Source organism: Rhizobium sp. BT04 (assembly GCF_030053135.1).
In the GTDB taxonomy this organism is placed as follows: Bacteria; Pseudomonadota; Alphaproteobacteria; order Rhizobiales; family Rhizobiaceae; genus Rhizobium; species Rhizobium binxianense.
On record NZ_CP125652.1, the window covers coordinates 14,084 to 38,068 of the forward strand.

Annotated in this window: 24 protein-coding genes and 1 pseudogene; 23 read left to right on the forward strand and 2 right to left on the reverse strand. The window is 61.1% G+C overall.

Annotation, left to right across the window (positions count from 1 at the left end; genetic code table 11):
- The first annotated feature begins 14 nt into the window (after window positions 1-14).
- From QMO82_RS08380 to QMO82_RS08470, 19 genes and pseudogenes are all read left to right on the forward strand, one after another.
- Complete coding sequence (locus QMO82_RS08380) at window positions 15-617, forward strand: NADH-quinone oxidoreductase subunit C (RefSeq protein WP_183606525.1); 603 nt, start codon at window positions 15-17, stop codon at window positions 615-617.
- 55 nt (window positions 618-672) lie between these two features.
- Window positions 673-1,040 (forward strand): annotated as a pseudogene (locus QMO82_RS08385) (four helix bundle protein).
- 62 nt (window positions 1,041-1,102) lie between these two features.
- The gene (locus tag QMO82_RS08390; protein ID WP_183606526.1) at window positions 1,103-2,293 is read left to right on the forward strand and encodes an NADH-quinone oxidoreductase subunit D; all 1,191 of its coding nucleotides are present in this window, start codon (window positions 1,103-1,105) and stop codon (window positions 2,291-2,293) included.
- The gene (locus QMO82_RS08395; RefSeq protein WP_183606527.1) at window positions 2,293-2,565 is read left to right on the forward strand and encodes a hypothetical protein; all 273 of its coding nucleotides are present in this window, start codon (window positions 2,293-2,295) and stop codon (window positions 2,563-2,565) included. The genes QMO82_RS08390 and QMO82_RS08395 overlap by 1 nt, the downstream gene beginning before the upstream one ends.
- Before the next feature lie 16 nt (window positions 2,566-2,581).
- Window positions 2,582-3,748, forward strand: a complete 1,167-nt coding sequence (locus tag QMO82_RS08400) for an NADH-quinone oxidoreductase subunit E (protein WP_183606528.1) — start codon at window positions 2,582-2,584, stop codon at window positions 3,746-3,748.
- A gap of 10 nt (window positions 3,749-3,758) precedes the next feature.
- Complete coding sequence (nuoF, locus tag QMO82_RS08405; RefSeq protein WP_003558451.1) at window positions 3,759-5,063, forward strand: NADH-quinone oxidoreductase subunit NuoF; 1,305 nt, start codon at window positions 3,759-3,761, stop codon at window positions 5,061-5,063.
- A 2-nt stretch (window positions 5,064-5,065) separates the two neighbouring features.
- A complete protein-coding gene (locus QMO82_RS08410; protein ID WP_183606529.1) occupies window positions 5,066-5,752 on the forward strand; it encodes a 5' DNA nuclease in 687 nt (228 codons plus the stop codon).
- A 223-nt stretch (window positions 5,753-5,975) separates the two neighbouring features.
- Window positions 5,976-8,057, forward strand: a complete 2,082-nt coding sequence (nuoG, locus tag QMO82_RS08415; protein ID WP_183606530.1) for an NADH-quinone oxidoreductase subunit NuoG — start codon at window positions 5,976-5,978, stop codon at window positions 8,055-8,057.
- A 12-nt stretch (window positions 8,058-8,069) separates the two neighbouring features.
- Entirely contained in the window at window positions 8,070-9,113 is a 1,044-nt protein-coding gene (nuoH, locus tag QMO82_RS08420; RefSeq protein ID WP_183606531.1) for an NADH-quinone oxidoreductase subunit NuoH, read from the forward strand.
- A gap of 40 nt (window positions 9,114-9,153) precedes the next feature.
- Window positions 9,154-9,645, forward strand: a complete 492-nt coding sequence (gene nuoI / locus QMO82_RS08425; RefSeq protein WP_003547385.1) for an NADH-quinone oxidoreductase subunit NuoI — start codon at window positions 9,154-9,156, stop codon at window positions 9,643-9,645.
- A 142-nt stretch (window positions 9,646-9,787) separates the two neighbouring features.
- Window positions 9,788-10,402 carry an NADH-quinone oxidoreductase subunit J gene (locus tag QMO82_RS08430; protein ID WP_033180330.1) on the forward strand — a complete coding sequence of 205 codons (615 nt, stop codon included), beginning with the start codon at window positions 9,788-9,790 and terminating at the stop codon, window positions 10,400-10,402.
- A gap of 22 nt (window positions 10,403-10,424) precedes the next feature.
- Window positions 10,425-10,733 carry an NADH-quinone oxidoreductase subunit NuoK gene (nuoK, locus tag QMO82_RS08435; RefSeq protein ID WP_010066755.1) on the forward strand — a complete coding sequence of 103 codons (309 nt, stop codon included), beginning with the start codon at window positions 10,425-10,427 and terminating at the stop codon, window positions 10,731-10,733.
- 7 nt (window positions 10,734-10,740) lie between these two features.
- Window positions 10,741-12,741, forward strand: coding sequence for an NADH-quinone oxidoreductase subunit L (gene nuoL, locus QMO82_RS08440; protein ID WP_183606532.1), 2,001 nt, complete (start codon window positions 10,741-10,743; stop codon window positions 12,739-12,741).
- The gene (locus QMO82_RS08445) at window positions 12,741-14,252 is read left to right on the forward strand and encodes an NADH-quinone oxidoreductase subunit M (RefSeq protein ID WP_183606533.1); all 1,512 of its coding nucleotides are present in this window, start codon (window positions 12,741-12,743) and stop codon (window positions 14,250-14,252) included. The genes nuoL and QMO82_RS08445 overlap by 1 nt, the downstream gene beginning before the upstream one ends.
- An 18-nt stretch (window positions 14,253-14,270) precedes the next feature.
- Window positions 14,271-15,716 (forward strand): NADH-quinone oxidoreductase subunit NuoN, encoded by a 1,446-nt coding sequence (nuoN, locus tag QMO82_RS08450; RefSeq protein ID WP_183606534.1) that lies wholly within the window; start codon window positions 14,271-14,273, stop codon window positions 15,714-15,716.
- Window positions 15,716-16,480, forward strand: coding sequence for a biotin--[acetyl-CoA-carboxylase] ligase (locus tag QMO82_RS08455; protein WP_183606535.1), 765 nt, complete (start codon window positions 15,716-15,718; stop codon window positions 16,478-16,480). Before nuoN ends, QMO82_RS08455 begins: the two co-directional genes overlap by 1 nt.
- Before the next feature lie 17 nt (window positions 16,481-16,497).
- Window positions 16,498-18,168, forward strand: a complete 1,671-nt coding sequence (locus QMO82_RS08460; RefSeq protein WP_183606536.1) for a ribonuclease J — start codon at window positions 16,498-16,500, stop codon at window positions 18,166-18,168.
- A 2-nt stretch (window positions 18,169-18,170) separates the two neighbouring features.
- A complete protein-coding gene (mce, locus tag QMO82_RS08465; RefSeq protein ID WP_183606537.1) occupies window positions 18,171-18,575 on the forward strand; it encodes a methylmalonyl-CoA epimerase in 405 nt (134 codons plus the stop codon).
- Between the two features lie 111 nt (window positions 18,576-18,686).
- On the forward strand, window positions 18,687-18,962 hold the full coding sequence (locus QMO82_RS08470; protein ID WP_183606538.1) for a DUF1467 family protein: 276 nt from the start codon (window positions 18,687-18,689) through the stop codon (window positions 18,960-18,962).
- Window positions 18,963-19,278: 316 nt separating this feature from the next.
- On the opposite strand, the gene QMO82_RS08475 is transcribed toward QMO82_RS08470, so the two are convergent.
- Complete coding sequence (locus QMO82_RS08475; RefSeq protein WP_183606686.1) at window positions 19,279-19,554, reverse strand: hypothetical protein; 276 nt, start codon at window positions 19,552-19,554, stop codon at window positions 19,279-19,281.
- Between QMO82_RS08475 and proS the strand changes: the two genes are divergently transcribed.
- From proS to QMO82_RS08490, 3 genes are read left to right on the forward strand one after another with little or no spacing between them, the layout of a single operon-like run.
- The gene (gene proS / locus QMO82_RS08480; protein ID WP_183606539.1) at window positions 19,553-20,875 is read left to right on the forward strand and encodes a proline--tRNA ligase; all 1,323 of its coding nucleotides are present in this window, start codon (window positions 19,553-19,555) and stop codon (window positions 20,873-20,875) included. The two genes, QMO82_RS08475 and proS, sit on opposite strands and share 2 nt — an antisense overlap.
- Window positions 20,876-20,890: 15 nt before the next feature.
- The gene (locus QMO82_RS08485; RefSeq protein WP_183606540.1) at window positions 20,891-22,195 is read left to right on the forward strand and encodes a lipoprotein-releasing ABC transporter permease subunit; all 1,305 of its coding nucleotides are present in this window, start codon (window positions 20,891-20,893) and stop codon (window positions 22,193-22,195) included.
- A gap of 14 nt (window positions 22,196-22,209) precedes the next feature.
- A complete protein-coding gene (locus tag QMO82_RS08490) occupies window positions 22,210-22,893 on the forward strand; it encodes an ABC transporter ATP-binding protein (protein WP_097617665.1) in 684 nt (227 codons plus the stop codon).
- 292 nt (window positions 22,894-23,185) lie between these two features.
- Here the strand turns inward: QMO82_RS08490 and QMO82_RS08495 are convergent, their stop codons facing one another.
- The gene (locus QMO82_RS08495) at window positions 23,186-23,650 is read right to left on the reverse strand and encodes a DUF5680 domain-containing protein (protein ID WP_183606541.1); all 465 of its coding nucleotides are present in this window, start codon (window positions 23,648-23,650) and stop codon (window positions 23,186-23,188) included.
- Here QMO82_RS08495 and QMO82_RS08500 point away from each other — a divergent pair.
- Window positions 23,649-23,918 (forward strand): hypothetical protein, encoded by a 270-nt coding sequence (locus QMO82_RS08500; protein ID WP_183606542.1) that lies wholly within the window; start codon window positions 23,649-23,651, stop codon window positions 23,916-23,918. The two genes, QMO82_RS08495 and QMO82_RS08500, sit on opposite strands and share 2 nt — an antisense overlap.
- The last annotated feature ends 67 nt before the right edge of the window (window positions 23,919-23,985 follow it).

Below are 23,985 nucleotides of genomic sequence, written 5' to 3' on the forward strand. Positions count from 1 at the left end.
TAAGGACAAGGCATATGAGTGAAGCCCTGACTGAGCTTGCGTCCTACCTTGGCGAAGCGCGCGGCAATCTGATCGCGACATCGCAGATGAAGTATGGCGAGCTGACGCTGACGACGACGGGTGAAAACCTGATCGCGCTGCTGACCTTTCTGCGCGACGACGCCAAATGCGGTTTCGTCAACTTGATCGATATTTGCGGCGTCGACTGGCCGCAGCGCGAGCTGCGTTTCGACGTCGTCTATCACCTGCTGTCGCCGAAGCAGAATCTGCGCATCCGCGTCAAGGTCGCAACCGACGAAGATACGCCGGTTCCCTCCGCCTGCGCCGTCCATCCCGGCGCCGACTGGTTCGAGCGCGAAACCTGGGACATGTACGGCGTACTCTTCACCGGCCATCCGGACCTGCGCCGCATCCTCACCGACTACGGTTTCGAAGGCCACCCGCTGCGCAAGGACTTCCCGACGACAGGTTTCGTCGAGGTCCGCTACGACGACGCCGCGAAACGCGTCGTGTACGAGCCGGTCGAGTTGAAGCAGGAATTCCGCAACTTCGACTTCATGTCGCCATGGGAAGGCACTGACTATGTGCTGCCTGGGGATGAAAAGGCGAAACAGTGAGTAGTGAATAGTCGGTAGTGATTAGTGGGCAGATATTTGGGTGGCGAACGGGAAAATCAGTTCCTATCGTGATTTGAAAGTCTGGCAATTCGCTATCGAGCTGTCTGTCGTTTGTTATGAGGTGACGAGAACCTTCCCGCGGGAAGAGATTTATGGATTGACCAGCCAGATCAGACGACCTTCCGCTTCCGTGGCTGCAAATGTCGCAGAGGGATATGGAAGAGAAAATCGAGGCTCGTTTACCCAATTCTCAAGATCGCTCAGGGCTCGTTGAAAGAGTTGGAGACGCATTTGATCATCGCCGGACGAATTGGCTTTCTTCAAGCCGCGGCCTTGGACGAATTGCTCGACCGATGCGACGAAATTGGAAAGATGCTGGGATCGCTTATTCGAAGCGTTCAGCAGAGAAAAGCTGACGAATAGTGAACGGATGAAAACTACTCACTACCCACTATTCACTACTCACTCTAAGCGAGTTGATCGCCATGACAGAACATAACGTCCGCAACTTCAACATCAATTTCGGACCGCAGCATCCGGCGGCGCATGGCGTTCTTCGTCTTGTCCTGGAGCTTGACGGCGAAATTGTGGAGCGGGTTGATCCGCATATCGGCCTGCTGCACCGCGGCACCGAGAAGCTGATCGAGACCAAGACCTATCTGCAGGCCGTGCCCTATTTCGATCGCCTCGATTACGTCGCGCCGATGAACCAGGAGCATGCCTATGCGATGGCCGTCGAAAAGCTGCTCGGCATCGAGATCCCGATCCGCGGCCAGCTGATCCGCGTTCTCTATTCGGAAATCGGCCGCATCCTCTCGCATCTCCTGAACGTCACGACACAGGCCATGGACGTCGGCGCGCTGACGCCGCCGCTCTGGGGCTTCGAAGAGCGTGAGAAGCTGATGGTGTTCTACGAGCGCGCCAGCGGTTCGCGCATGCACGCCGCTTATGTCCGTCCGGGCGGCGTCCACCAGGATCTGCCGGAAAAGCTTGTGCAGGATATCGGCGACTGGTGCGATCCCTTCCTGAAGGCGCTCGACGACATCGACAATCTGTTGACCGGCAACCGCATCTTCAAGCAGCGCAACGTCGATATCGGCGTCGTCTCGCTGGAAGACTGCTGGGCCTGGGGCTTCTCCGGCGTCATGGTGCGCGGTTCGGGCGCGGCCTGGGATCTGCGTCGCGCCCAGCCTTATGAATGTTATTCCGATCTCGAATTCGACATTCCGATCGGCAAGAACGGCGATAATTACGACCGCTACCTGATCCGCATGATCGAGATGCGCGAATCGGTCCGCATCATGAAGCAATGCGTCAATCGCCTGCTGTCCGATGCCAAGACCGGTCCTTTCTCGTCGATCGACGGCAAGGTCGTGCCGCCGAAGCGCGGCGAGATGAAGCGCTCGATGGAAGCGCTGATTCACCACTTCAAACTCTATACGGAAGGCTACCACGTGCCGGCCGGCGAGGTTTACGCCGCTGTCGAGGCGCCGAAGGGCGAGTTCGGCGTTTATCTCGTCTCCGACGGCACCAACAAGCCTTATCGCTGCAAGATCCGCGCGCCGGGTTATGCCCATCTACAGGCGATGGATTTCATGTGCCGCGGCCACCAGCTTGCCGACGTCGCAGCCGTTCTCGGCTCGCTCGACATCGTCTTCGGCGAGGTGGACCGCTGATGCAGGCTCTGCCGCTTGCCGTTGCACTTCTTCTTGCGGCATCCGGGGTTTCGGCTCAGGAAGCCGATAGCCTCGGCACGCCGCTGGGCCGTAAGGAAGTGACGCCGCCGGCGGCGAAAACGTCCATGGGCGAGCTTTTGTCCAAGGGCTATCAGATCAAGGCCGCCATTCCGAATGGCAGCAAATTCGTAGTGTTTATGCAGAAAGACCAGTCGGCCTATGCCTGCGAAATGCAGTCTTTGACCGCTTCGCGGTGTGGAACCCTAAACTGACAAGGCGTGAGGAAGAATGTCCGTTCGTCGATTAGCCGAAGATCAATTTCAGCCTGCCGCATTCGCTTTCAGCGATGAGAATGCGGTCTGGGCGGACAAGACGATCCAGAAATACCCCGCCGGCCGCCAGCAATCGGCTGTCATTCCGCTGTTGATGCGGGCACAGGAGCAGGACGGCTGGGTCACGCGCGCGGCGATCGAAAAGATCGCCGACATGCTCGACATGGCCTATATCAGAGTGCTCGAGGTCGCGACCTTCTATACGCAGTTCCAACTGCACCCTGTCGGCACACGCGCCCATGTCCAGGTCTGCGGCACGACGCCCTGCATGCTGCGCGGCTCGGAAGCGCTGATGTCGGTCTGCAAGAGCAAGATCCACGCTCATACCTTCGAGCGCAATGCCGAAGGCACGCTGTCCTGGGAAGAGGTCGAATGTCTCGGGGCTTGCGTCAACGCCCCGATGGTGATGATTGGCAAGGACACCTACGAGGACCTGACGCCTGAGCGTCTCGAAGAGATCATCGATGCCTTTGCCGGCGGCAATGGCGCCAGCATCAAGCCGGGCACCCAGATTGACCGGATATTCTCGGCGCCTGAAGGCGGCCCGACTTCGCTGACGACGGAAGAGCCGAAGGCACGGACGCGCGCCAAGAAGGCGGATGCCGAAACCATTTCCGGTCCGGTCGACGGCGCTCCGGTTCCCCCCTCCGAGGCTGCCCGCCCGAAGAGCACCGACGCGGAAACCAATGCTGCCCTGAAGACGCCGGCAACGGCGCCGAAGGCTGCGGCGAAGAACGCAAAGGCTGCACAGGAGCAGCCGATATCAGGCACCGCCGCTGCCGAACCGGCGCCTGCCGCTGCCGTCAAGGCCGAAGCCGCCCCGGCGGCAAAGCCGGCTTTGACCGACAAGAACCGTCCGGCCGGCATCGAAAAGCCCGCCACACCGGATGATTTGAAGATGATCTCGGGCGTCGGCCCGAAGATCGAGGCGACGTTGAACGAGATCGGCATCTTCACCTTCTCGCAGGTCGCGGGCTGGAAGAAGGCCGAGCGCGAATGGGTCGACGGCTACCTGAACTTCCGCGGCCGCATCGAGCGCGACGACTGGGTCAAGCAGGCCAAGGCGCTCGCCAAGGGCGGCGAAGCGGAATATATCAAGGTCTTCGGCAAGAAGCCGCGGTAAGAGGTGAAGCATGTTACAAGATAAAGACCGCATCTTTACCAACATCTACGGCCTCAAGGACAAATCCCTGAAGGGCGCGATGAGCCGCGGCCACTGGGACGGCACCAAGCAGATCCTCGAAAAGGGCCGAGACTGGATCATCAACGAGATGAAGGCATCCGGCCTTCGCGGTCGCGGCGGCGCCGGTTTCCCGACAGGCCTCAAATGGTCTTTCATGCCGAAGGAAAGCGACGGCCGCCCGCATTACCTCGTCGTCAACGCCGACGAATCGGAGCCTGGCACCTGCAAGGACCGTGACATCATGCGCCACGATCCGCATACGCTGATCGAAGGCTGCGTTGTCGCGAGCTTCGCCATGGGCGCCAATGCCGCCTACATCTATGTGCGTGGCGAATATATAAGAGAGCGCGAAGCGCTGCAGGCGGCGATCGACGAATGTTATGATTACGGCCTGCTCGGCAAGAACAACAAGCTCGGCTGGGACATGGACATCTTCGTCCATCACGGCGCCGGCGCTTACATCTGCGGCGAGGAAACCGCACTGCTCGAAAGCCTCGAAGGCAAGAAGGGCCAGCCGCGCCTGAAGCCGCCTTTCCCGGCCAATATGGGCCTCTATGGTTGCCCGACGACTGTCAACAACGTCGAATCGATCGCTGTGGCGCCGACCATCCTGCGCCGTGGCGCCGGCTGGTTTTCGGCCATAGGCCGTCCGAACAATGTCGGCACCAAGCTGTTCATGCTCTCCGGCCACGTCAACAAGCCGTGCACGGTCGAAGAAGAAATGGGCATCACCTTCCGCGAGCTGGTCGACCGCCATGCCGGCGGCATCCGCGGCGGCTGGGACAACCTGCTCGCCGTCATTCCGGGCGGTGCGTCCTGCCCGATCGTTCCGGCCAAGGACATCATCGACTGCCCGATGGATTTCGACGGCCTGCGCGGCGTCGGTTCCTCCTTCGGCACGGCCGCCGCGATCGTCATGGACAAGTCCACCGACGTCATCAAGGCGATCGCCCGCATCTCCGCCTTCTTCAAGCATGAGAGCTGCGGCCAGTGCACGCCGTGCCGCGAAGGCACGGGCTGGATGTGGCGGGTGATGGAGCGCATGGCCAAGGGCAATGCCCAGAAGCGTGAAATCGACATGCTGTTCCAGGTGACCAAGCAAATCGAAGGCCACACCATCTGTGCGCTCGGCGACGCCGCCGCATGGCCGGTGCAGGGTCTGATCCGTAACTTCCGTCCCGAGATCGAAAAGCGCATTGACCAGTATACGGCGAGCGCGCTCGATCACGGTGCGGTTCTGGAGGCGGCTGAATAATCATGGTGGACAAGGCATCCGACGGCAGAAAGAAGGAAGAGGCAGCCGATTTCCCGGCCGGCTTTGGCCGGCTTGCTGCCGAGATGCTGGAAAATGCGCGGGCAATGCCGGTGCATCCGCTGATGGCACATCCTGCCGCAGCCTTTGCCGCCGCGACGGCGATCGGCTTTGGTTTCTCGACCCAGATGGCAGGCGCCTTTTTCGGCGCCTTCCAGAGCGCACTGGAAACGACCGGCAAGCTTGCTGCCGCCCTCGATGACACGCCGCCGGACGCGTTGATGCCCGACGTCGAGATCCGGCCGGAGAATATTCGCCCTGCCGTCAAGGCTGTCGCCAAGCCGGCGGCCGAGACCAAGCCTGACGTCGAGAAGAAGGCAAGGCCGAAACTGACTGTTGTCACACCGGTCAGCGAACCGGTTCCTGCCAGCCAGCCGAAGCCCGCCGTCAAGGCCAGGCCGGTTGCGCGGGCTGTTAAGGCCGACGATCTGAAGCTGATCACCGGTATCGGCCCGAAGCTGGAGCAGGTACTGAACGCCAGGGGCATTCGCAGCTTCGCCGAGATCGCCGCATGGAGCGATGAGGAAATCGTCCGGCTCGACGCCGAGCTTGGCTTCAATGGCCGCATCGGCCGTGACGACTGGACTGGTCAGGCGAAGGTTCTGGCGGGACGGGGCCGTAGACGGAAATGAACTGTCCGGCCGGATCATCGGCCGGAAAAAGGGCAGATCGGCGGACGGGCGGGGGGCCTCACGCTGCAGATGCCGCTGCGGGTTCCGGGTCTGGAACGCGCGACAGAGAACTTCGGCGACATCAGCTGTCGGCAGGACGAAAGATCCGGCTTGGCAGTGAGAGTGTTGCAAAAATAGGTTTGTTTGCCGTCATCAGGCAAACGGGAAACAGGACTGAGCGACGATGGCAAAACTGAAGATTGACGGCAACGAGATCGAAGTTCCGGATCATTTCACGCTATTGCAGGCGTGTGAGGATGCCGGCGCCGAGGTTCCGCGCTTCTGCTTCCACGAGCGGCTGTCGGTTGCCGGCAATTGCCGCATGTGCCTTGTCGAAGTGAAGGGCGGCCCGCCGAAGCCGCAGGCTTCCTGCGCCATGAGCGTGCGCGATATCCGCGGCGGCCCGAACGGCGAACTGCCCGAGGTCTTCACCAACACCCCGATGGTCAAGAAGGCCCGCGAAGGTGTGATGGAATTCCTGTTGATCAACCATCCGCTCGATTGCCCGATCTGCGACCAGGGCGGCGAATGCGACCTGCAGGACCAGGCGATGGCCTTCGGCATCGACACTTCGCGTTACCAGGAAGACAAGCGCGCCGTCGAGGACAAGTATATCGGCCCGCTGGTCAAGACGGTGATGAACCGCTGCATCCATTGCACGCGCTGCGTCCGCTTCACCACCGAGGTCGCCGGCATTTCCGAACTCGGCCTGATCGGCCGCGGTGAGGATGCCGAGATCACCACCTATCTCGAACAGGCGATGACCTCCGAGCTGCAGGGCAACGTCGTCGACCTTTGCCCGGTCGGCGCGCTCACCTCGAAGCCCTTCGCCTTCACCGCGCGCCCCTGGGAATTGAACAAGACCGAATCGATCGACGTCATGGATGCCGTCGGTTCGGCGATCCGCGTCGACACCCGCGGCCGCGAAGTCATGCGCATCCTGCCGCGTGTCAACGAGGCGATCAATGAAGAGTGGATCTCCGACAAGAGCCGCTTCATCTGGGACGGCCTGAAGACCCAGCGCCTCGACCGGCCCTATGTGCGCCGCGACGGCCGCCTGCAGCCGGCCACCTGGGCCGAAGCCTTCGGCGCCATCAAGGCCGCCGTCAGCGCCACCTCGGGCGACAAGATCGGCGCGATATCAGGCGACCTTGCTTCCGTCGAGGAGATGTATGCGCTCTCCGAACTGGTGAAGTCGCTGGGATCGGCCAATCTCGACTGTCGCCAGGATGGGGCCGCACTGGATCCGTCGCTCGGCCGTGCAAGCTATCTCTTCAACCCGACCATTTCGGGCATCGACCAGGCCGACGCGCTCTTGATCATCGGCGCCAATCCGCGTTTCGAGGCAGCCATCCTCAACGCCCGCATCCGCAAGCGCTGGCGCCGGGGCAAGTTCCCGATCGGCGTCATCGGCGAGCCGGGCGAGTTGCGCTACAGCTATGACTACCTCGGCGGCGGTCCCGACACGCTGAAGGATCTGGTCGACGGCAACCATGCCTTCGCCGAAGTCCTGAAGAATGCCGCCAAGCCGATGATCATCATCGGCCAGGGCGCGCTGTCGCGCACCGACGGCGCTGGCGTTCTCGCCAGTGCGGCCAAGCTCGCCGGTTCGGTCGGCGCTGTTGTCGAAGGCTGGAACGGTTTTGCCGTCCTCCATACCGCAGCGTCCCGCGTCGGTGGCCTCGATCTCGGCTTCGTGCCGGGGGCCAAGGGCGTCAACGCCGCCGAAATGCTGACGGCAATGGATGTGCTCTTCCTGCTCGGCGCCGACGAACTCGACTTTGCCGCCAAGAAGGCCAGGCTCACCGTCTATATCGGCTCGCACGGCGATAACGGCGCGCATCATGCCGACGTCATCCTGCCGGCCGCAGCCTATACCGAAAAGTCCGGCACCTGGGTCAACACCGAAGGCCGCGTTCAGATGGGCAACCGCGCCGGCTTTGCGCCGGGTGATGCCCGCGAGGACTGGGCGATCATCCGTGCTCTTTCCGACGTGCTCGGCAAGAAGCTTCCCTTCGATTCGCTGAGCGAATTGCGCGTCCGGCTCTATGCCGCTTTCCCGCATTTCGCCGCCATCGATGAGATCGCCGAAAGCGATAGCGCCCAAATTGCCGCAGTTGCGAAAAAAGCCGGCAAGATGAACAAGTCAGGGTTTGCGTCGCCGGTGAAAGACTTCTATTTGACGAACCCGATAGCGCGTGCCTCGGCTGTCATGGCGGAGTGCTCGGCATTGGCCCGCAACAACTTCAAAGTCGCGGCAGAGTAAGGGCAGGGGACTATGGATTCTTTCTTTTCGAGCTATGTCTGGCCGGCGATCATCATGATCGGTCAGTCGCTGCTGCTTCTCGTCTGCCTGCTCGTCTTCATCGCCTATGTGCTGCTCGCCGACCGCAAGATCTGGGCGGCCGTGCAGCTGCGTCGCGGCCCGAACGTCGTCGGTCCCTTCGGCCTGTTCCAGTCCTTCGCCGACCTTTTGAAGTTCGTCTTCAAGGAGCCGATCATTCCGGCCGGCGCCAACAAGGCGGTGTTCCTGCTGGCCCCGCTGGTGACGGTGCTTCTGGCGCTGTCCACCTGGGCAGTGGTGCCGCTGGCCGACGGATGGGTGATCGCCAACATCAATGTCGGCATCCTCTATATTTTCGCGATTTCCTCGCTCGAGGTTTACGGCATCATCATGGGCGGCTGGGCTTCGAACTCGAAGTATCCGTTCCTCGGCGCGCTGCGTTCGGCCGCACAGATGGTGTCCTATGAAGTCTCGATCGGCTTCGTCATCGTCACCGTGCTTCTCTGCGTCGGATCGCTGAACCTGACCGACATCGTCAATGCTCAGCATACCGGCCTGGGCACCATGCTCGGCCTGCCGGCGTCGTTCCTCGACTGGCACTGGCTGTCGCTGTTCCCGATGTTCATCATCTTCTTCATTTCGGCACTCGCCGAGACGAACCGTCCGCCTTTCGACCTTCCGGAAGCCGAATCGGAACTCGTTGCCGGCTTCATGGTCGAATACGGCTCCTCGCCATACATGATGTTCATGCTCGGCGAATATGCGGCCGTCTGCCTGATGTGCGCGCTGACGACGATCCTCTTCCTCGGCGGCTGGCTGCCCCCGGTCGATATCTGGATCCTCAACTGGGTCCCAGGCATCATCTGGTTCACGCTGAAGGCCTGCCTGGTGTTCTTCATGTTCGCGATGGTCAAGGCCTTCGTTCCGCGCTACCGCTACGACCAGCTCATGCGCCTCGGCTGGAAAGTTTTCCTGCCGCTGTCGCTCGCCATGGTCGTCATCGTTGCATTCGTGCTGAAACTGACGGGGTGGGCATGATGATGCCCGCTCTCGTTTTCGGCAAAATTGGAGGTTGAAGATGGCAAGCTTGTCCGGCTCCATCAGCTCGCTGTTTCTCAAGGAATTCGTCGGCGCGTTCTTTCTGTCGATGCGCTATTTCTTCCGCCAGAAGGCGACGATCAACTATCCCTTCGAAAAAGGCCCGGTCTCCCCGCGTTTCCGCGGCGAGCATGCGCTGCGCCGTTATCCGAACGGTGAGGAACGCTGCATCGCCTGCAAACTCTGCGAGGCGATCTGTCCTGCCCAGGCGATCACCATCGAGGCCGGTCCGCGCCGCAACGACGGCACGCGCCGCACGGTGCGATACGACATCGACATGGTGAAGTGCATCTATTGCGGCTTCTGCCAGGAAGCCTGCCCGGTCGACGCGATCGTCGAAGGCCCGAATTTCGAATTTGCGACGGAAACCCGCGAAGAGCTCTATTTCGACAAGGCGCGGCTTCTGGATAACGGAGACCGGTGGGAGCGCGAAATCGCCCGCAACATCGCGATCGACTCGCCGTACCGCTGATCGAGTTTTTGAAATGCCGTAATGGAGCTTGAGCGCTTCGGTCGCGGTCAATATGCACAGGAGTTCTGCCGGTCAGCCGCGCAAAGCTCTATCGGGCAGAAAAACTCCCGGCTGCCCGGGGGAAGATGAAAAAGGCACCAACATGGGTCTGCAGGCTCTATTTTTCTATCTTTTCGCCTTTGTCGCGGTGGCGTCGGCGTTCATGGTCATCTGGGCGAAGAACCCGGTTCACTCGGTTCTGTTCCTGATCCTGGTGTTCTTCAACGCGGCCGGCCTCTTCCTGCTGGCCGGTGCCGAATTCCTGGCGATGATCCTGCTCGTCGTCTATGTCGGCGCCGTCGCCGTTCTCTTCCTCTTCGTGGTGATGATGCTCGATATCGACTTCACCGAATTGAGGGCAGGGGTTCTCGAATATGCGCCGATCGGCGGGCTGATCGGAGTGATCCTGGCGGCCGAACTGATCGTCGTCATCGGCGGCAGCGTCATCTCGCCGGAGATCGCCAAATCAGTCGCCATGCCGATCCCGGCACTCAGCGAGCGGACGAATACGGCCGCCCTCGGCGACGTGCTCTATACCAACTACGTCTATTTCTTCCAGATCGCCGGTCTGGTGCTGCTGGTCGCCATGATCGGCGCGATCGTGCTGACGCTGAGGCATCGCACCAACATCAAGCGGCAGAATATTCCGCGGCAGGTTGCCCGCACGCCCGCCACCGCCGTCGAGGTGGTGTCGGTCAAGCCCGGGCAGGGCGTCTAAGGCAGGTCAAGGAACAAAGAACATGGTCATCGGACTTTCCCACTACCTGACGGTTAGCGCCATCCTCTTCACGCTCGGCGTCTTCGGCATCTTCCTGAACCGGAAGAACGTCATCGTCATCCTGATGTCGGTCGAACTGATCCTGCTTGCCGTCAACATCAACATGGTCGCCTTTTCCCATTTCCTGAACGACATCGTCGGCCAGGTCTTCGCGCTGTTCATCCTGACGGTCGCGGCTGCCGAAGCGGCGATCGGTCTTGCAATTCTCGTTGTCTTCTACCGCAACCGCGGCTCGATCGCGGTCGAAGACGTCAATATGATGAAGGGCTGAGTGGCTCATGTTCCTCTATAAGGCTATCGTCTTTCTTCCCTTGATCGGTGCGATCGTCGCCGGCCTTTTTGGCCGCGCCATCGGCGCCAAGGCTTCGGAATATCTCACCAGCGGCCTGATGATCATCGCCGCCATCCTGTCCTGGGTCGTCTTCTTCACCGTCGGCATGGGCCATGCCGAAGGCGGCCCGATCAAGGTCGAGGTGCTGCGCTGGATCCAGTCCGGCGGCATCGACGTCTCCTGGTCGCTGCGTGTGGATACGCTGACCTCAGTGATGCTGATCGTCGTCAACACGGTCTCGACGCTGGTGCATGTCTATTCGATCGGCTACATGCATACCGATCCGCATCGTCCGCGCTTCTTTGCCTATCTGTCGCTCTTCACCTTCGCCATGCTGATGCTGGTGACGGCCGACAACCTTGGCCAGATGTTCTTCGGCTGGGAAGGCGTCGGTCTTGCCTCCTATCTCTTGATCGGCTTCTGGTTCAAGAAGCCGTCGGCGACGGCTGCGGCGATGAAGGCCTTCATCGTCAACCGCGTCGGCGACTTCGGCTTCGTGCTCGGCATTGCCGGCGTCTTCGTGCTGTTCGGCTCGATCAACTTCGACACGATCTTCGCCAACGCCTCGAATTTCGCCCCGCATGAAGGTGGCGGCGAGGCGAGCGAAGTGATCCTCAACCTCTTCGGCATGCAGCTCGACAAGGCGCATGCGCTGACCGGCATCTGCCTGCTGCTGTTCATGGGCGCGATGGGCAAGTCGGCGCAGTTCCTGCTGCACACCTGGCTGCCGGATGCCATGGAAGGCCCGACCCCGGTCTCGGCTCTCATCCATGCCGCCACAATGGTCACCGCCGGTGTCTTCCTCGTCGCCCGCATGTCGCCGCTGTTCGAACTGTCGCCGGATGCGCTTACGGTCGTCACGGTCATCGGCGCGATCACCGCCTTCTTCGCGGCCACCGTCGGCTTGGTGCAGAACGACATCAAGCGCGTCATCGCCTATTCCACCTGCTCACAGCTCGGCTACATGTTCGTGGCGCTCGGGGTAGGGGCCTATGGCGCGGCGATCTTCCATCTCTTCACCCATGCCTTCTTCAAGGCGCTGCTCTTCCTCTGCGCCGGCTCGGTCATCCATGCCGTCGATGGCGAGCAGGACATGCGCTACATGGGCGGCCTGCGGCCGCACATCAAGGTAACGTTCTGGATGATGATCATCGGCACGCTGGCGATCACCGGTGTCGGCATTCCCTTCACGCCGATCGGTTTTGCCGGCTTCTTCTCCAAGGACGTGATCATCGAGGCGACCTATGCATCGCATTCGCCCGTCTCGGGCTTCGCCTTCTCGCTGCTGGTCATCGCGGCTCTGTTTACGAGCTTCTATTCCTGGCGCCTGATCTTCATGACCTTCTTCGGCAAGCCGCGCGCTTCGCACGAGGTCATGCACCACGTCCACGAGTCGCCGCAGGTCATGCTGGTGCCGCTCTATCTCCTGGCGATCGGTGCGGTGTTTGCCGGCTTCCTCTTCGAGGGCCGCTTCTACGGCGAGGAATATGCCGAGTTCTGGAAGGGTGCGCTGTTTACCGGCGCCGAGAATGAACTCGTCGAAGAGTTCCACCATGTACCGGCGCTCGTGGGCTTGAGCCCCTTCATCGCCATGGTGCTCGGCTTCGTCACCGCGTGGTACATGTATATCCGCTCGCCGCAGACGCCGCGCACCCTCGCCAAGCAGCATCGCGTGCTCTACCACTTCCTGCTCAACAAGTGGTATTTCGACGAACTCTACGACTTCCTCTTCGTCCGCACGGCCAAGGCGCTCGGCCGCTTCCTGTGGAAGAGGGGTGACGTCGGCGTCATCGACACCTACGGCCCGAACGGCGTCGCCGCCCGCGTCGTCGCCGTCACCGACCGTGTCGTCCGCCTGCAGACCGGTTACCTCTATCACTACGCCTTCGCGATGCTGATCGGCATTGCGGCGCTCGTTACCTGGATGATGCTCGGGAGTTCCTTCTGATGACCGATTGGCCTATTCTTTCAACGGTCACCTTCCTGCCGCTGGTCGGCGTGGTGCTCCTGCTATTGATGAACGGCGAGAGCGAAACCGGCCGGAAAAACGTGCTGTGGATCTCGCTGATCACCACCGTCTTCACCTTCGTCGTCTCGCTCTTCATCTGGACCGGCTTCGACAATGCCAATCCGGGCTTCCAGATGATCGAGAAGCATAACTGGCTCGGCACCGGCATCGGCTATCACGTCGGCGTCGACGGCATCTCGATGCTGTTCGTCATCCTGTCGACCTTCCTCATGCCCTTCTGCGTGCTGGCGAGCTGGCTCTCGATCGAGAAGCGCCTGAAGGAATACATGATCGCCTTCCTCATCCTGGAAACGATGATGGTCGGGGTCTTCGTCTCGCTCGATATCGTGCTGTTCTACGTCTTCTTCGAGGCTGGCCTCATTCCGATGTTCCTGATCATCGGCGTCTGGGGCGGCAAGGACCGCGTCTATGCGAGCTACAAGTTCTTCCTCTATACGCTGCTGGGCTCGGTGCTGATGCTGCTCGCCATCATGGCGATGTACTGGCAGGCCGGCACGACCGACATCACCGCGCTGCTCGCCTACAAGTTCCCGCCGGCATTGCAGACCTGGTTATGGCTGGCTTTCTTCGCCTCCTTTGCGGTGAAGATGCCGATGTGGCCGGTCCATACCTGGCTTCCCGATGCCCACGTTCAGGCGCCGACGGCAGGCTCGGTCATCCTGGCCGGCGTGCTCCTGAAGCTCGGCGGTTACGGCCTTATCCGCTTCTCGCTCGGCATGTTCCCGGTCGCCTCCGATTATTTCGCGCCGCTCGTCTTCGCCATGTCCGTCATTGCCATCATCTATACCTCGCTGGTGGCGATGATGCAGGACGACATCAAGAAGCTGATCGCCTATTCCTCGGTGGCGCACATGGGTTATGTGACCATGGGCATCTTTGCCGCCAACATGCAGGGTGTTCAGGGTTCGATCTTCCAGATGCTGTCGCACGGCATCGTCTCCGGCGCGCTCTTCCTCTGCGTCGGCGTCATTTACGACCGCACCCACACCCGTGAGATCAACGCCTATGGCGGCCTCGTCAACAACATGCCGAAATATGCCGTCGCGATGATGGTCTTCACCATGGCCAATGTCGGGCTTCCCGGCACGTCGGGCTTCATTGGCGAATTCCTGACGCTGATCGGCGTCTTCCGGGTCAACACCTGGGTGGCACTCTTTGCCGCCACCGGCGTCATCCTCTCGGCCGCCTACGCGCTCTGGCTCTATCGCCGGGTGATCTTCGGCGCGCTGGAAAAGGAAAAGCTGAAGGCGCTGCTCGATCTTTCCAGGCGCGAACAGCTGATCCTCTATCCGTTGGTCGCGCTGACCATTTTCTTCGGCGTTTACCCGGCTCCGGTCTTCGATGCGACGGCCGCCTCGGTGGATTTGCTGGTCAACAACTACACGGCCGCCGTGCACGCAGCGCAGAATGTTGCGCTGTCTATGAATTGATGACGGGACTTATTGGACATGACCGCTGAAACCATTCTCCTTAGTCTGCATCTTTCCGCGCCGGAGCTCATCCTCGCGGTCGGCGCCCTTGTCCTGTTGATGGTCGGCGTCTTCTCGGGCGAGCGGTCGGGCCTTGTCGTCACCGGCCTCGCCATCGTCCTGCTGCTGGCCTCCGGCCTGTGGCTGCTCTTCGTGCCGGCAGAAGGCCTTGCCTATGGCGGCGTCTATATGGCCGACGGCTTCTCGCGCTTCATGAAGCTGGTGGCGCTCATCGGTTCGCTGGTCGCGCTGTTCATGACGATGGGCCACGCCCGCGAAAATCAGCTCGACAAGTTCGAATTCCCGGTTCTGCTGGTGCTTGCGACCCTCGGCATCCTGCTGATGATCTCGGCCAACGACCTGATCTCGCTCTATCTTGCGCTGGAACTGCAGTCGCTGGCGCTTTATGTCGTCGCCGCGATCAACCGCGACAGCCTGAAGTCGACCGAAGCCGGCCTCAAATATTTCGTTCTTGGTGCACTTTCCTCCGGCATGCTGCTCTACGGCATGTCGCTGGTCTATGGCTTCACCGGCCACACCCACTTCTCCGAGATCGCCCAGGCGCTTTCGGTCGAGGGCGCGCGTTCGCTCGGTCTCGTCTTCGGCCTGGTCTTCATCCTCGCCGGCATCGCCTTCAAGATCTCGGCGGTTCCCTTCCACATGTGGACGCCTGACGTTTATGAAGGCGCGCCGACGCCGGTCACCGCTTTCCTGGCCGCAGCCCCCAAGGTTGCCGCCATGGCGATGATGACCCGCATCGTCATCACCGCCTTCCAGCCGGTTCTGGCCGACTGGCAGCAGGTCGTGGTCTTCATCTCGATCGCCTCGATGCTGCTCGGCTCGTTTGCCGCGATCGGCCAGAAGAACATCAAGCGACTGATGGCCTATTCGTCGATCGGCCACATGGGCTATGCGCTGGTCGGCCTTGCCGCCGGCAACCAGACCGGCGTCACCGGCGTCATGCTTTACATGGTCATCTACATGGTCATGACGCTCGGCACCTTCGCGATCATCATGTCGATGCGTCGCAAGGACGGCACCGTCGTCGAGGAGGTCAACGATCTCGCCGGCCTTTCCACGACCAACCCATTCATGGCCGTGGTGCTGACGGCGCTGATGTTCTCGCTTGCCGGCATTCCGCCGCTCGCCGGCTTCTTCGCCAAGTACTTCGTTTTCGTCGCCGCCATCGAAGCCAAGCTTTATGCGCTTGCCATCATCGGCGTTCTCGCCTCGGTCGTCGGCGCTTACTATTATCTGCGCGTCATCAAGCTGATGTGGTTCGATGAGGCGACCGGCGAATTCGCCCGGGTTTCCGGCGCACTGCGTCTGGTCTTCGGTCTCTCCGGTCTCTTCGTCACCGCCTATGTCCTCATCGGCGGCCCGATCGGCGGCGCGGCAGAGCTTGCCGCCGCGACGCTCTTTTAATGGCTTCCGACGGGCGGCGCCGGATATCGCTCGGCGATTTCAGGCACGAAGCTCTGTCGGAAACATCGTCCACCAACAGCGAATGCCTCGTCCGGGCTCGGGCGGGTGATGGCGGCAATCTCTGGGTGACCGCCGAACGACAGACCGGCGGCCGCGGCCGCCGCGGCAGGCTCTGGGTTTCCGAACGCGGCAATCTCTACGCCTCTCTTCTTTTGATCGACCCGGCGCCGATGGAGCGCCTGAGCTCTTTGCCGCTGGCCGTTGCCGTTGCCGTGCACCAGGCGATCCGCCGGGTGCTGCCGCCGGGCGCCGAGCCGCTCGAGGTTAAATGGCCGAACGATATCCTCATCGGCCGAAAGAAGACCTGCGGCATCCTCGTCGAAGGCGAGGGGCTGCCGGATGGCCGTTATGCCCTCATCGTCGGCATCGGCATCAATGTCTCGGTGATGCCCGACAATCCGCTCTACCCCGTCACCTGCCTGCGTCAGCAGGGAAGTGCAGCCTCGCCGGAGGAACTCTTCGCCCATCTCTTCGCCGCCATGGCGGATGTGCTTGAAATATGGGATGAGGGCCGCGGCATCGGCGAGATCACGGCGCTCTGGCGCACTATTGCCTGCGGCATTGGCGAAAAGATCACGGTGAATTTGCCGGACCGATCGATTTCCGGACAATTCGCCGGAATTGATGATAATGGCTTGTTGATGCTCGATACCGGCGCTGGCAGGATAATGCCCATTGCCGCCGGTGATGTGTTTTTTGGATAGCGGAAAAATCGAAAATTATGGCGAAACAGGACGAGTTGGTATTCCTGCCTCTGGGCGGCGTTGGTGAGATCGGCATGAATCTCGCTCTTTATGGCTACGGCCCGCCCGAGCATCGCCAATGGATCATGGTCGATTGCGGCGTCACCTTTCCCGGCCCCGACCTGCCGGGCGTCGACCTCGTGCTGCCCGATATCCGCTTCCTCGCCAGCGAGCGCAAGAACCTCAAGGCGATCATCATCACCCATGCGCATGAAGATCATTATGGCGCGCTTGCCGATCTCTGGCCGGGGCTCAACGTGCCGGTCTATGCCTCGGGCTTTACCGCAGGTCTGCTCGAAGCCAAGCGCAATTTCGAGAAGGCGACGATCGGCGAAGTGCCGGTGACGCCGTTCAAGGCAGGTGATGCGATCAATGTCGGCCCCTTCAGCATCGAAGGTGTCGCCGTCAACCATTCGATCCCTGAGCCGATGTCGCTGATGATCCGCACGCCGGCCGGTAATGTCATCCACACCGGCGACTGGAAGATCGACCACGAGCCTTCGCTCGGGCCGCTGACCGATGAGACGCGTTTCCGCCAGCTCGGCGACGAGGGCGTCCTGGCGCTGATGTGCGATTCCACCAATGCGCTGCGCGACGGTGTTTCGCCCTCCGAGAAGGATGTGTCCGAAAGCCTGCGCAAGATCATCGAGAATGCCGAGGGTCGGGTGGCGATCACCACCTTCTCGTCGAATGTCGGGCGTATTCGCACCGTTGCCGAGGCCGCCGAGGCGGCAGGCCGCGAAGTGCTGCTGCTTGGCAGTTCGCTGAAGCGCGTCGTCAACGTCGCCCAGGACATCGGCCTGATGGAAGGCGTGAAGCCCTTCATCTCCGAAGATGAATACGGCTATATCCCGCGCGACAAGGTCGTCGTCATCCTGACCGGCAGCCAGGGCGAGGCGCGGGCAGCGCTTGCCAAGCTCTCACGCGACGAGATGCGCAATGTGGCCTTTGCCGCAGGCGATATCGTCGTCTTTTCCTCGCGCGCCATTCCCGGCAACGAGAAGGCGATCCAGGACATTAAGAACGGCCTTGTCGAGCAGGGCGTGCACATCATCACCGATACCGAAGCCCTGGTCCACGTTTCCGGCCATCCGCGCCGCAACGAGTTACAGCGGATGTATGAGTGGACGCGGCCAAAGATCGTCGTGCCGGTGCATGGCGAAGCGACGCATTTGACGGCGCATAAGGAACTTGCCGAGCAATCCGGTATCGCGATCGTGCCGCGCGTGCGCAATGGCGATATCCTGCGGCTGGCGCCCGGTCCCGTCGAGGTGATCGGCGAGGCGCCGCATGGCCGCATCTATAAAGACGGCTCGCTGATCGGTGATTTCGACGAGATGGGTATCGGCGAGCGCAAGAAGCTCTCCTATGTCGGCCATGTCGCTGTCAACGTCGTGCTCGACGCCCGCTACGACATCGTCGGCGATCCCGATCTCGTTTCGATCGGCCTGCCGGTCTATGACGACGAGGGCGAGGAGATGGAAGATACGCTCTTCGACGCCGCGATCAGCGCCATCGAGAGCATTCCGCGCGCCCGCCGCAAGGATATCGATATGCTGCAGGAGGCCGTGCGCCGCGCCATCCGCGCAGCTGCGAACCATGCCTGGGGCAAGAAGCCCGTCGTCACCGCCTTTGTGACCAAGGTCTGATCATGCTCGGCCGGGTAAACCACATCGCCATCGCCGTTCCCGATCTGGCAGTGGCGACGGCTGCCTATCGCGACACGCTGGGGGCTGCGGTATCGCAGCCGCAGGCACTGCCGGAGCACGGCGTCACCGTCGTCTTCGTCGAATTGCCGAATACCAAGGTCGAATTGCTGCAACCGCTTGGGCAGACCTCGCCGATCGCAGCCTTCCTGGAAAAGAACCCGTCCGGCGGCATGCATCACATCTGCTACGAGGTGGAGGATATCATTCTCGCCCGCGACCGGCTGGTTGAGGCGGGCGCCAGGGTGCTCGGCGACGGTCAGCCGAAGACCGGCGCGCATGGCAAGCCGGTGCTCTTTCTGCACCCGAAGGATTTCTTCGGCACGTTGATCGAACTCGAACAGGCCTGAGCCGCTGCGGCAGAGTGACCCAAAGGCGGCTAAACGTTTTGCCCGCTTTGAGTTGGCCGACATTTCGCCGTATAAGGACGCCATATCACCGCGGCATCAACGGGAACCATAATGCTCCAGGTCTTTCTTCAGGGATTTGCCGTCTACTTCATCATCTGGTGGATGACGCTTTTCGCTGTCCTGCCGATCGGTCTGCGCACCCAGGCGGAAGACAATGATGTCGTGCTCGGCACCGTTCCGAGCGCGCCCGCCCGGTTTCGCGCCGCCTTCGTCTTTTCGCTGACGACACTGATTTCGGCTGTGATCTACGGTCTCTGGTATGTCTGCGACACATATTTCGGCTGGGGTTTCGACGCCCTTCCACAACTCGGGCCGAGCTTCTATTAAGAGCTAGCTTTTGCCCAAACTTTGGGCATATGTACAATCGGCGGACGGTATACCGTCATACCAGTGTCATGTTTTTGCGGCAAAGAGCTCACGTAACGGAAAGAGGCCCATCTCCCAACGGGAGGCGGGCAGGATTTTGCGGGGGACGTGAGCCGAAAAACCAAAAAAAAACAAGGCTAAAAGCCTTGTTTTAAGTATCGCGTGATCTGTAACCGTTGCCGGGGCTGCGACGAGCGCGCCTAAGATCTGATCCTCCCAAGACTTGACCGCGAATTCGACAAGAATTTATCCTTCCTGCCTGTTTTGTGAGCTAAAGCTAGCTCAAACATTGGGCTTTGTCATCAGCTTTTTTTGCATTTTTGCTACACTCTAGCAAAATTTTTCTGTTGACAAGATTTTCGTTCAAGTCCTTATAAACACGCGCTTTTTCACGCCCTGTCATTTTGCGGGTGCGAACATGCGCATGCGGGAGGTTGCCAACATCAGTTGCGGGTTTCCTTCCTGCCGCGAAGCGGCTATGAACGCTCCCGACATTAACCATTGTCTTTCGATTCCGCCTGCCGCGGGATCCAACTGCTTCGGAATCCGCCATGCGTCTGTCCCGCTATTTCATGCCCATCCTCAAGGAAAACCCCAAGGAGGCGGAAATCGTCTCCCACCGGCTGATGCTGCGCGCCGGCATGATCCGCCAGCAGTCGCAGGGCATCTATTCCTGGTTGCCGCTCGGCAAGCGCGTCCTCGACAAGGTCAACGCCATTATCCGCGACGAGCAGAACCGGGCCGGCGCCATCGAGCTGTCGATGCCGACGCTGCAATCGGCCGAACTCTGGCAGGAGAGCGGCCGTTACGACGCCTACGGCAAGGAGATGCTGCGCATCAAGGACCGCCAGGATCGGCCGATGCTCTACGGTCCCACCAACGAGGAGATGGTGACGGATATTTTCCGCTCCTCGGTCAAGTCCTATAAGGACCTGCCGCTCAATCTCTATCACATCCAGCTGAAGTTCCGCGACGAGATCCGCCCGCGCTTCGGCACCATGCGCTCGCGCGAGTTCATGATGAAGGATGCCTATTCCTTCGATCTGACGCGCGAAGGGGCGGAGCATTCCTACAACAAGATGTTCGCCGCCTACCTCAGAACCTTCGATCGGCTCGGCCTGCGCGCCATCCCGATGCGCGCCGATACCGGCCCGATCGGCGGCAATCTCAGCCACGAATTCATCATCCTCGCCGATACCGGCGAATCCGAGGTTTTCTGCCACAAGGATTTCGTCGATTTCGACATTCCCGGCGAAGGCACCGATTTCGACAGCGTCGAGGGCCTGCAGGCGATCTTCGACAAGTGGACCTCGCTCTATGCGGCGACCTCGGAAATGCACGACGAGGCGGCCTTCAGCGCCGTTCCCGAGGGCGACCGGCTTTCGGCCCGCGGCATCGAGGTCGGCCACATCTTCTATTTCGGCACGAAATATTCCGAGCCGATGGGCGCGAAAGTGCAGGGACCGGACGGTAAGGAACACTTCGTTCACATGGGTTCCTACGGTATCGGCCCGACACGCCTTGTTCCCGCCATCATCGAAGCATCGCATGATGACAACGGAATCATCTGGCCGGCATCGGTCGCGCCCTTCGATGTCGTGGTGATCAACATGAAGGCGGGCGATCAGGCCTGCGACGATACCTGCGAGTTGATCTATGCCGCGCTGAGCAAGGCGGGCAAGGATGTGCTCTACGACGATACCGACGACCGGGCCGGCACGAAGTTCGCGACCGCCGACCTGATCGGCGTGCCCGTCCAGATCATCGCCGGCCCGCGCGCGGTCGCCAACGGCGAAGTCGAGGTGAAGGACCGCAAGACCGGCGCTCGCGAAACGATGACCATCGAGGCGGCGATCAACAGGTTCGCGGCTTAAGGAAACGGAGGCGAAATGGCAGAGGCAGCAGTGGACCGGAGTTCAAAATCCGGCTTGGGTCCGGCTGGCAAGCCATTTTCCACCTTCGAACGCCTCGTGGCGTGGCGCTATCTGCGCGCCCGCCGCAAGGAGGCGTTCATCTCGGTGATCGCCGGCTTTTCCTTTGTCGGCATCATGCTCGGCGTTGCGACGCTGATCATCGTCATGGCCGTCATGAACGGCTTCCGCACCGAGCTCGTCTCGCGTATCCTCGGCATTAACGGTCACATGATCGTCCAGCCGGTCGACGGCCCCTTCACCGATTATCCCGCCCTCGCTAGCAAGCTCGCCGCCGTGCCCGGCGTCAAGATGGCGCTGCCGCTGGTGGAAGGCCAGGTGTTGGCTTCCGCCCAGGCCGGTGGCAGCACCGGCGCGCTGGTGCGCGGCGCCCGCGCCGACGACTTGACCAAGCTCAAGACGATCTCCGACAACATCAAATCAGGCGATATGGTGGGGTATGCCTCCGGCGACGGCGTGCTGATCGGCACCCGCATGGCCGACCAGTTGGGCCTGCGTGTCGGTGATCTCATTACGCTGACGTCGCCAGACGGTGACATCACGCCGATGGGCGTCAGCCCACGCATCAAGTCCTACAAGATCTCAGGCCTTTTCGAGATCGGCATGTCGGAATATGATTCCTCGATCATCTTCATGCCGCTCGAGGAAGCACAACTCTATTTCAATGCCGAGGGGCTGGTGCAGTCGATCGAGCTTTTCGTCGACAATCCCGACGATATCGACGCTCTCAGGCCCAAGGTGGAGGAGGCGGCCGGCCGCCAGATCGCCATCACCGACTGGCGCCAGCGCAACCAGACCTTCTTCTCGGCACTCCAGGTCGAGCGCAACGTCATGTTCATGATCCTGACGCTGATCGTGCTTGTCGCGGCGTTGAACATCATCTCCGGCCTCATCATGCTGGTGAAGGACAAGGGCAGCGATATCGCCATCCTGCGCACCATGGGCGCCAGTGCCGGCGCGATCATGCGCATCTTCTTCATGACCGGAGCGGCGATCGGCATCGTCGGCACCGTTGCCGGCGTTCTGCTCGGCGTTCTCGTCTGCGTCAACATCGAATCCGTCCGCCAGTTCTTCTCCTGGATATCGGGCACCGTGCTCTTCAATCCGCAGGTCTATTTCCTCAGCCAGCTGCCGGCAGAAATGGATCTCAGCGAAACGATCTCGATCGTCGTCATGGCGCTGACGCTCTCCTTCATTGCGACCATTTTCCCCGCCTGGCGTGCCTCAAAGCTCGATCCGGTGCAGGCCCTGCGCTACGAATAAGGAATGCCGCCTTCATGAAACGCAACGTCGTTCTCAAGCTTACCGGCGTCGAGCGCCATTACGGGCAGGGCGATACGCTGCTCCCGATCCTGAAGGGTGCGGATTTTTCGATATCGAAAGGCGAAATCGTCGCTCTCGTCGCCCCCTCCGGCACCGGCAAATCGACGCTGCTGCATGTCGCCGGTCTGCTGGAACATCCGGACGGCGGTGAAGTCACCATCAACGGCCATGCCTGCGATGGCCTGAGCGACGATAAACGCACGGCGATCCGCCGCAGCGAAATCGGCTTCGTCTACCAGTTCCACCACCTGCTGCCGGAATTCTCGGCGCTTGAGAACATCATGATGCCGCAGCTGATCGCCGGGCTGTCCTGGAAGGAAGCCGGAGAGCGGGCCGGCCAGCTTCTCGATTATATGCGCATCGGCCATCGCGGCGCCCATCGTCCGGGAGAGCTTTCCGGCGGCGAACAGCAGCGCGTCGCGATCGCCCGCGCCGTCGCCAATGCGCCGGCCCTGCTTCTCGCCGACGAGCCCACAGGCAATCTCGACCCTGAAACGGCAAGCTACGTCTTCGACGCGCTGGAAGCGCTGGTGCGTCAGTCCGGCCTTGCCGCCCTCATCGCCACCCACAATCACGAACTCGCCCGCCGCATGGATCGGCGCGTGACGATCTCCGACGGCAAGATCGTCGATTTTTGAGACTGCGGTCCATGGCTGTCCGGTTGACGCCAATCACTGCCGTTCACGCTAATCTACCGGGATCGAACCACTCGTCTTGCCCCGTCCTGCTGCCCCCCGTAAACGGGGCGAGTAGGCGGGGAACGGAGAGGACGCGGCACGGTCCCTTCGCCCCGCCAGCGGGGGTCCGAAGGACGGGTCGAGACCCGTGGCTCGACCCCGGTCGGTGCCGGCAGGCGGATGGGGCTGATCTCGCCGACCTCCTCGCGGGATATTAACACTTAGTTCACATTTTTGACCGGGCGGACCGCGGTCAGGGGATGATCAGCCCGCCGCGATAGTCGAGCACATAGGCCCTCCGGCCCTCGACCAAGATGCATTCCTGGCCGTTGAACCGCGCGCAGCCGCCGTCGCTGTGGTCGATATAGCGGCCGAACGAATGATCGAATTCCATGCCGCCCAGAAACCGGCCCTCTCGGTACATCGCCGAAAGTGCCGCCTTGATCACCGCTCCGGCTGCTGCGCCGTCGATGAGATCAGGCGCGTTGACGCAGCCGAAATAATTCATCGCCCAGACGGGCTCGCCGGCAAACCACACCACTTCCTGCCCGGCGAAATCGGTGCCGCCGAAATAGCTGTCGAGATAGCGCCAACCACCGCGTTCGTAGCCGATATCGTGGGAACCCGGCCGGCATGGCGCGCGCGGCACGCCGCCGCCGACATAGGTCGCGGCCTTCGCCTCCACGACGAATTCATTCAGCATCGCAATGTCGAGCATGTTGCTCTCCTCTCAGCCCGATGCTGGCAAATATGCTGCGACATGTAAAGAACAAATGAAGAACATAAGCCGAAAATTAAGAGCGCGCTCAGAGGAGGAAGAAGGGCAAGTTGCCGCCGATCACCGTCGAGTGCCGGTTCTCAGCGATTCGCAGACGCGAATTCGGCATTTTCCAAACGCAACAAAGAAGGAAAAGATTCCTGTTGACAACGGAACATACATCGAACAAAGTGAAAACATAACGAGTAAAGGAGAGCCAAATGACTGACATGATCCGTGATATCGCAGCATTCACCTCCATCGCAATGTTCGTTGCCAGCTTCTCGCTGATCGTG

Excerpts from the sequence above, each read along its gene's own strand:
- QMO82_RS08380 (WP_183606525.1), top strand. The coding sequence starts at position 15 with ATGAGTGAAGCCCTGACTGAGCTTGCGTCCTACCTTGGCGAAGCGCGC.
- QMO82_RS08390 (WP_183606526.1), top strand. The coding sequence starts at position 1,103 with ATGACAGAACATAACGTCCGCAACTTCAACATCAATTTCGGACCGCAG.
- QMO82_RS08395 (WP_183606527.1), top strand. The coding sequence starts at position 2,293 with ATGCAGGCTCTGCCGCTTGCCGTTGCACTTCTTCTTGCGGCATCCGGG.
- QMO82_RS08400 (WP_183606528.1), top strand. The coding sequence starts at position 2,582 with ATGTCCGTTCGTCGATTAGCCGAAGATCAATTTCAGCCTGCCGCATTC.
- nuoF (WP_003558451.1), top strand. The coding sequence starts at position 3,759 with ATGTTACAAGATAAAGACCGCATCTTTACCAACATCTACGGCCTCAAG.
- QMO82_RS08410 (WP_183606529.1), top strand. The coding sequence starts at position 5,066 with ATGGTGGACAAGGCATCCGACGGCAGAAAGAAGGAAGAGGCAGCCGAT.
- nuoG (WP_183606530.1), top strand. The coding sequence starts at position 5,976 with ATGGCAAAACTGAAGATTGACGGCAACGAGATCGAAGTTCCGGATCAT.
- nuoH (WP_183606531.1), top strand. The coding sequence starts at position 8,070 with ATGGATTCTTTCTTTTCGAGCTATGTCTGGCCGGCGATCATCATGATC.
- nuoI (WP_003547385.1), top strand. The coding sequence starts at position 9,154 with ATGGCAAGCTTGTCCGGCTCCATCAGCTCGCTGTTTCTCAAGGAATTC.
- QMO82_RS08430 (WP_033180330.1), top strand. The coding sequence starts at position 9,788 with ATGGGTCTGCAGGCTCTATTTTTCTATCTTTTCGCCTTTGTCGCGGTG.
- nuoK (WP_010066755.1), top strand. The coding sequence starts at position 10,425 with ATGGTCATCGGACTTTCCCACTACCTGACGGTTAGCGCCATCCTCTTC.
- nuoL (WP_183606532.1), top strand. The coding sequence starts at position 10,741 with ATGTTCCTCTATAAGGCTATCGTCTTTCTTCCCTTGATCGGTGCGATC.
- QMO82_RS08445 (WP_183606533.1), top strand. The coding sequence starts at position 12,741 with ATGACCGATTGGCCTATTCTTTCAACGGTCACCTTCCTGCCGCTGGTC.
- nuoN (WP_183606534.1), top strand. The coding sequence starts at position 14,271 with ATGACCGCTGAAACCATTCTCCTTAGTCTGCATCTTTCCGCGCCGGAG.
- QMO82_RS08455 (WP_183606535.1), top strand. The coding sequence starts at position 15,716 with ATGGCTTCCGACGGGCGGCGCCGGATATCGCTCGGCGATTTCAGGCAC.
- QMO82_RS08460 (WP_183606536.1), top strand. The coding sequence starts at position 16,498 with ATGGCGAAACAGGACGAGTTGGTATTCCTGCCTCTGGGCGGCGTTGGT.
- mce (WP_183606537.1), top strand. The coding sequence starts at position 18,171 with ATGCTCGGCCGGGTAAACCACATCGCCATCGCCGTTCCCGATCTGGCA.
- QMO82_RS08470 (WP_183606538.1), top strand. The coding sequence starts at position 18,687 with ATGCTCCAGGTCTTTCTTCAGGGATTTGCCGTCTACTTCATCATCTGG.
- proS (WP_183606539.1), top strand. The coding sequence starts at position 19,553 with ATGCGTCTGTCCCGCTATTTCATGCCCATCCTCAAGGAAAACCCCAAG.
- QMO82_RS08475 (WP_183606686.1), bottom strand. The coding sequence starts at position 19,554 with ATGGCGGATTCCGAAGCAGTTGGATCCCGCGGCAGGCGGAATCGAAAG.
- QMO82_RS08485 (WP_183606540.1), top strand. The coding sequence starts at position 20,891 with ATGGCAGAGGCAGCAGTGGACCGGAGTTCAAAATCCGGCTTGGGTCCG.
- QMO82_RS08490 (WP_097617665.1), top strand. The coding sequence starts at position 22,210 with ATGAAACGCAACGTCGTTCTCAAGCTTACCGGCGTCGAGCGCCATTAC.
- QMO82_RS08500 (WP_183606542.1), top strand. The coding sequence starts at position 23,649 with ATGTTGCTCTCCTCTCAGCCCGATGCTGGCAAATATGCTGCGACATGT.
- QMO82_RS08495 (WP_183606541.1), bottom strand. The coding sequence starts at position 23,650 with ATGCTCGACATTGCGATGCTGAATGAATTCGTCGTGGAGGCGAAGGCC.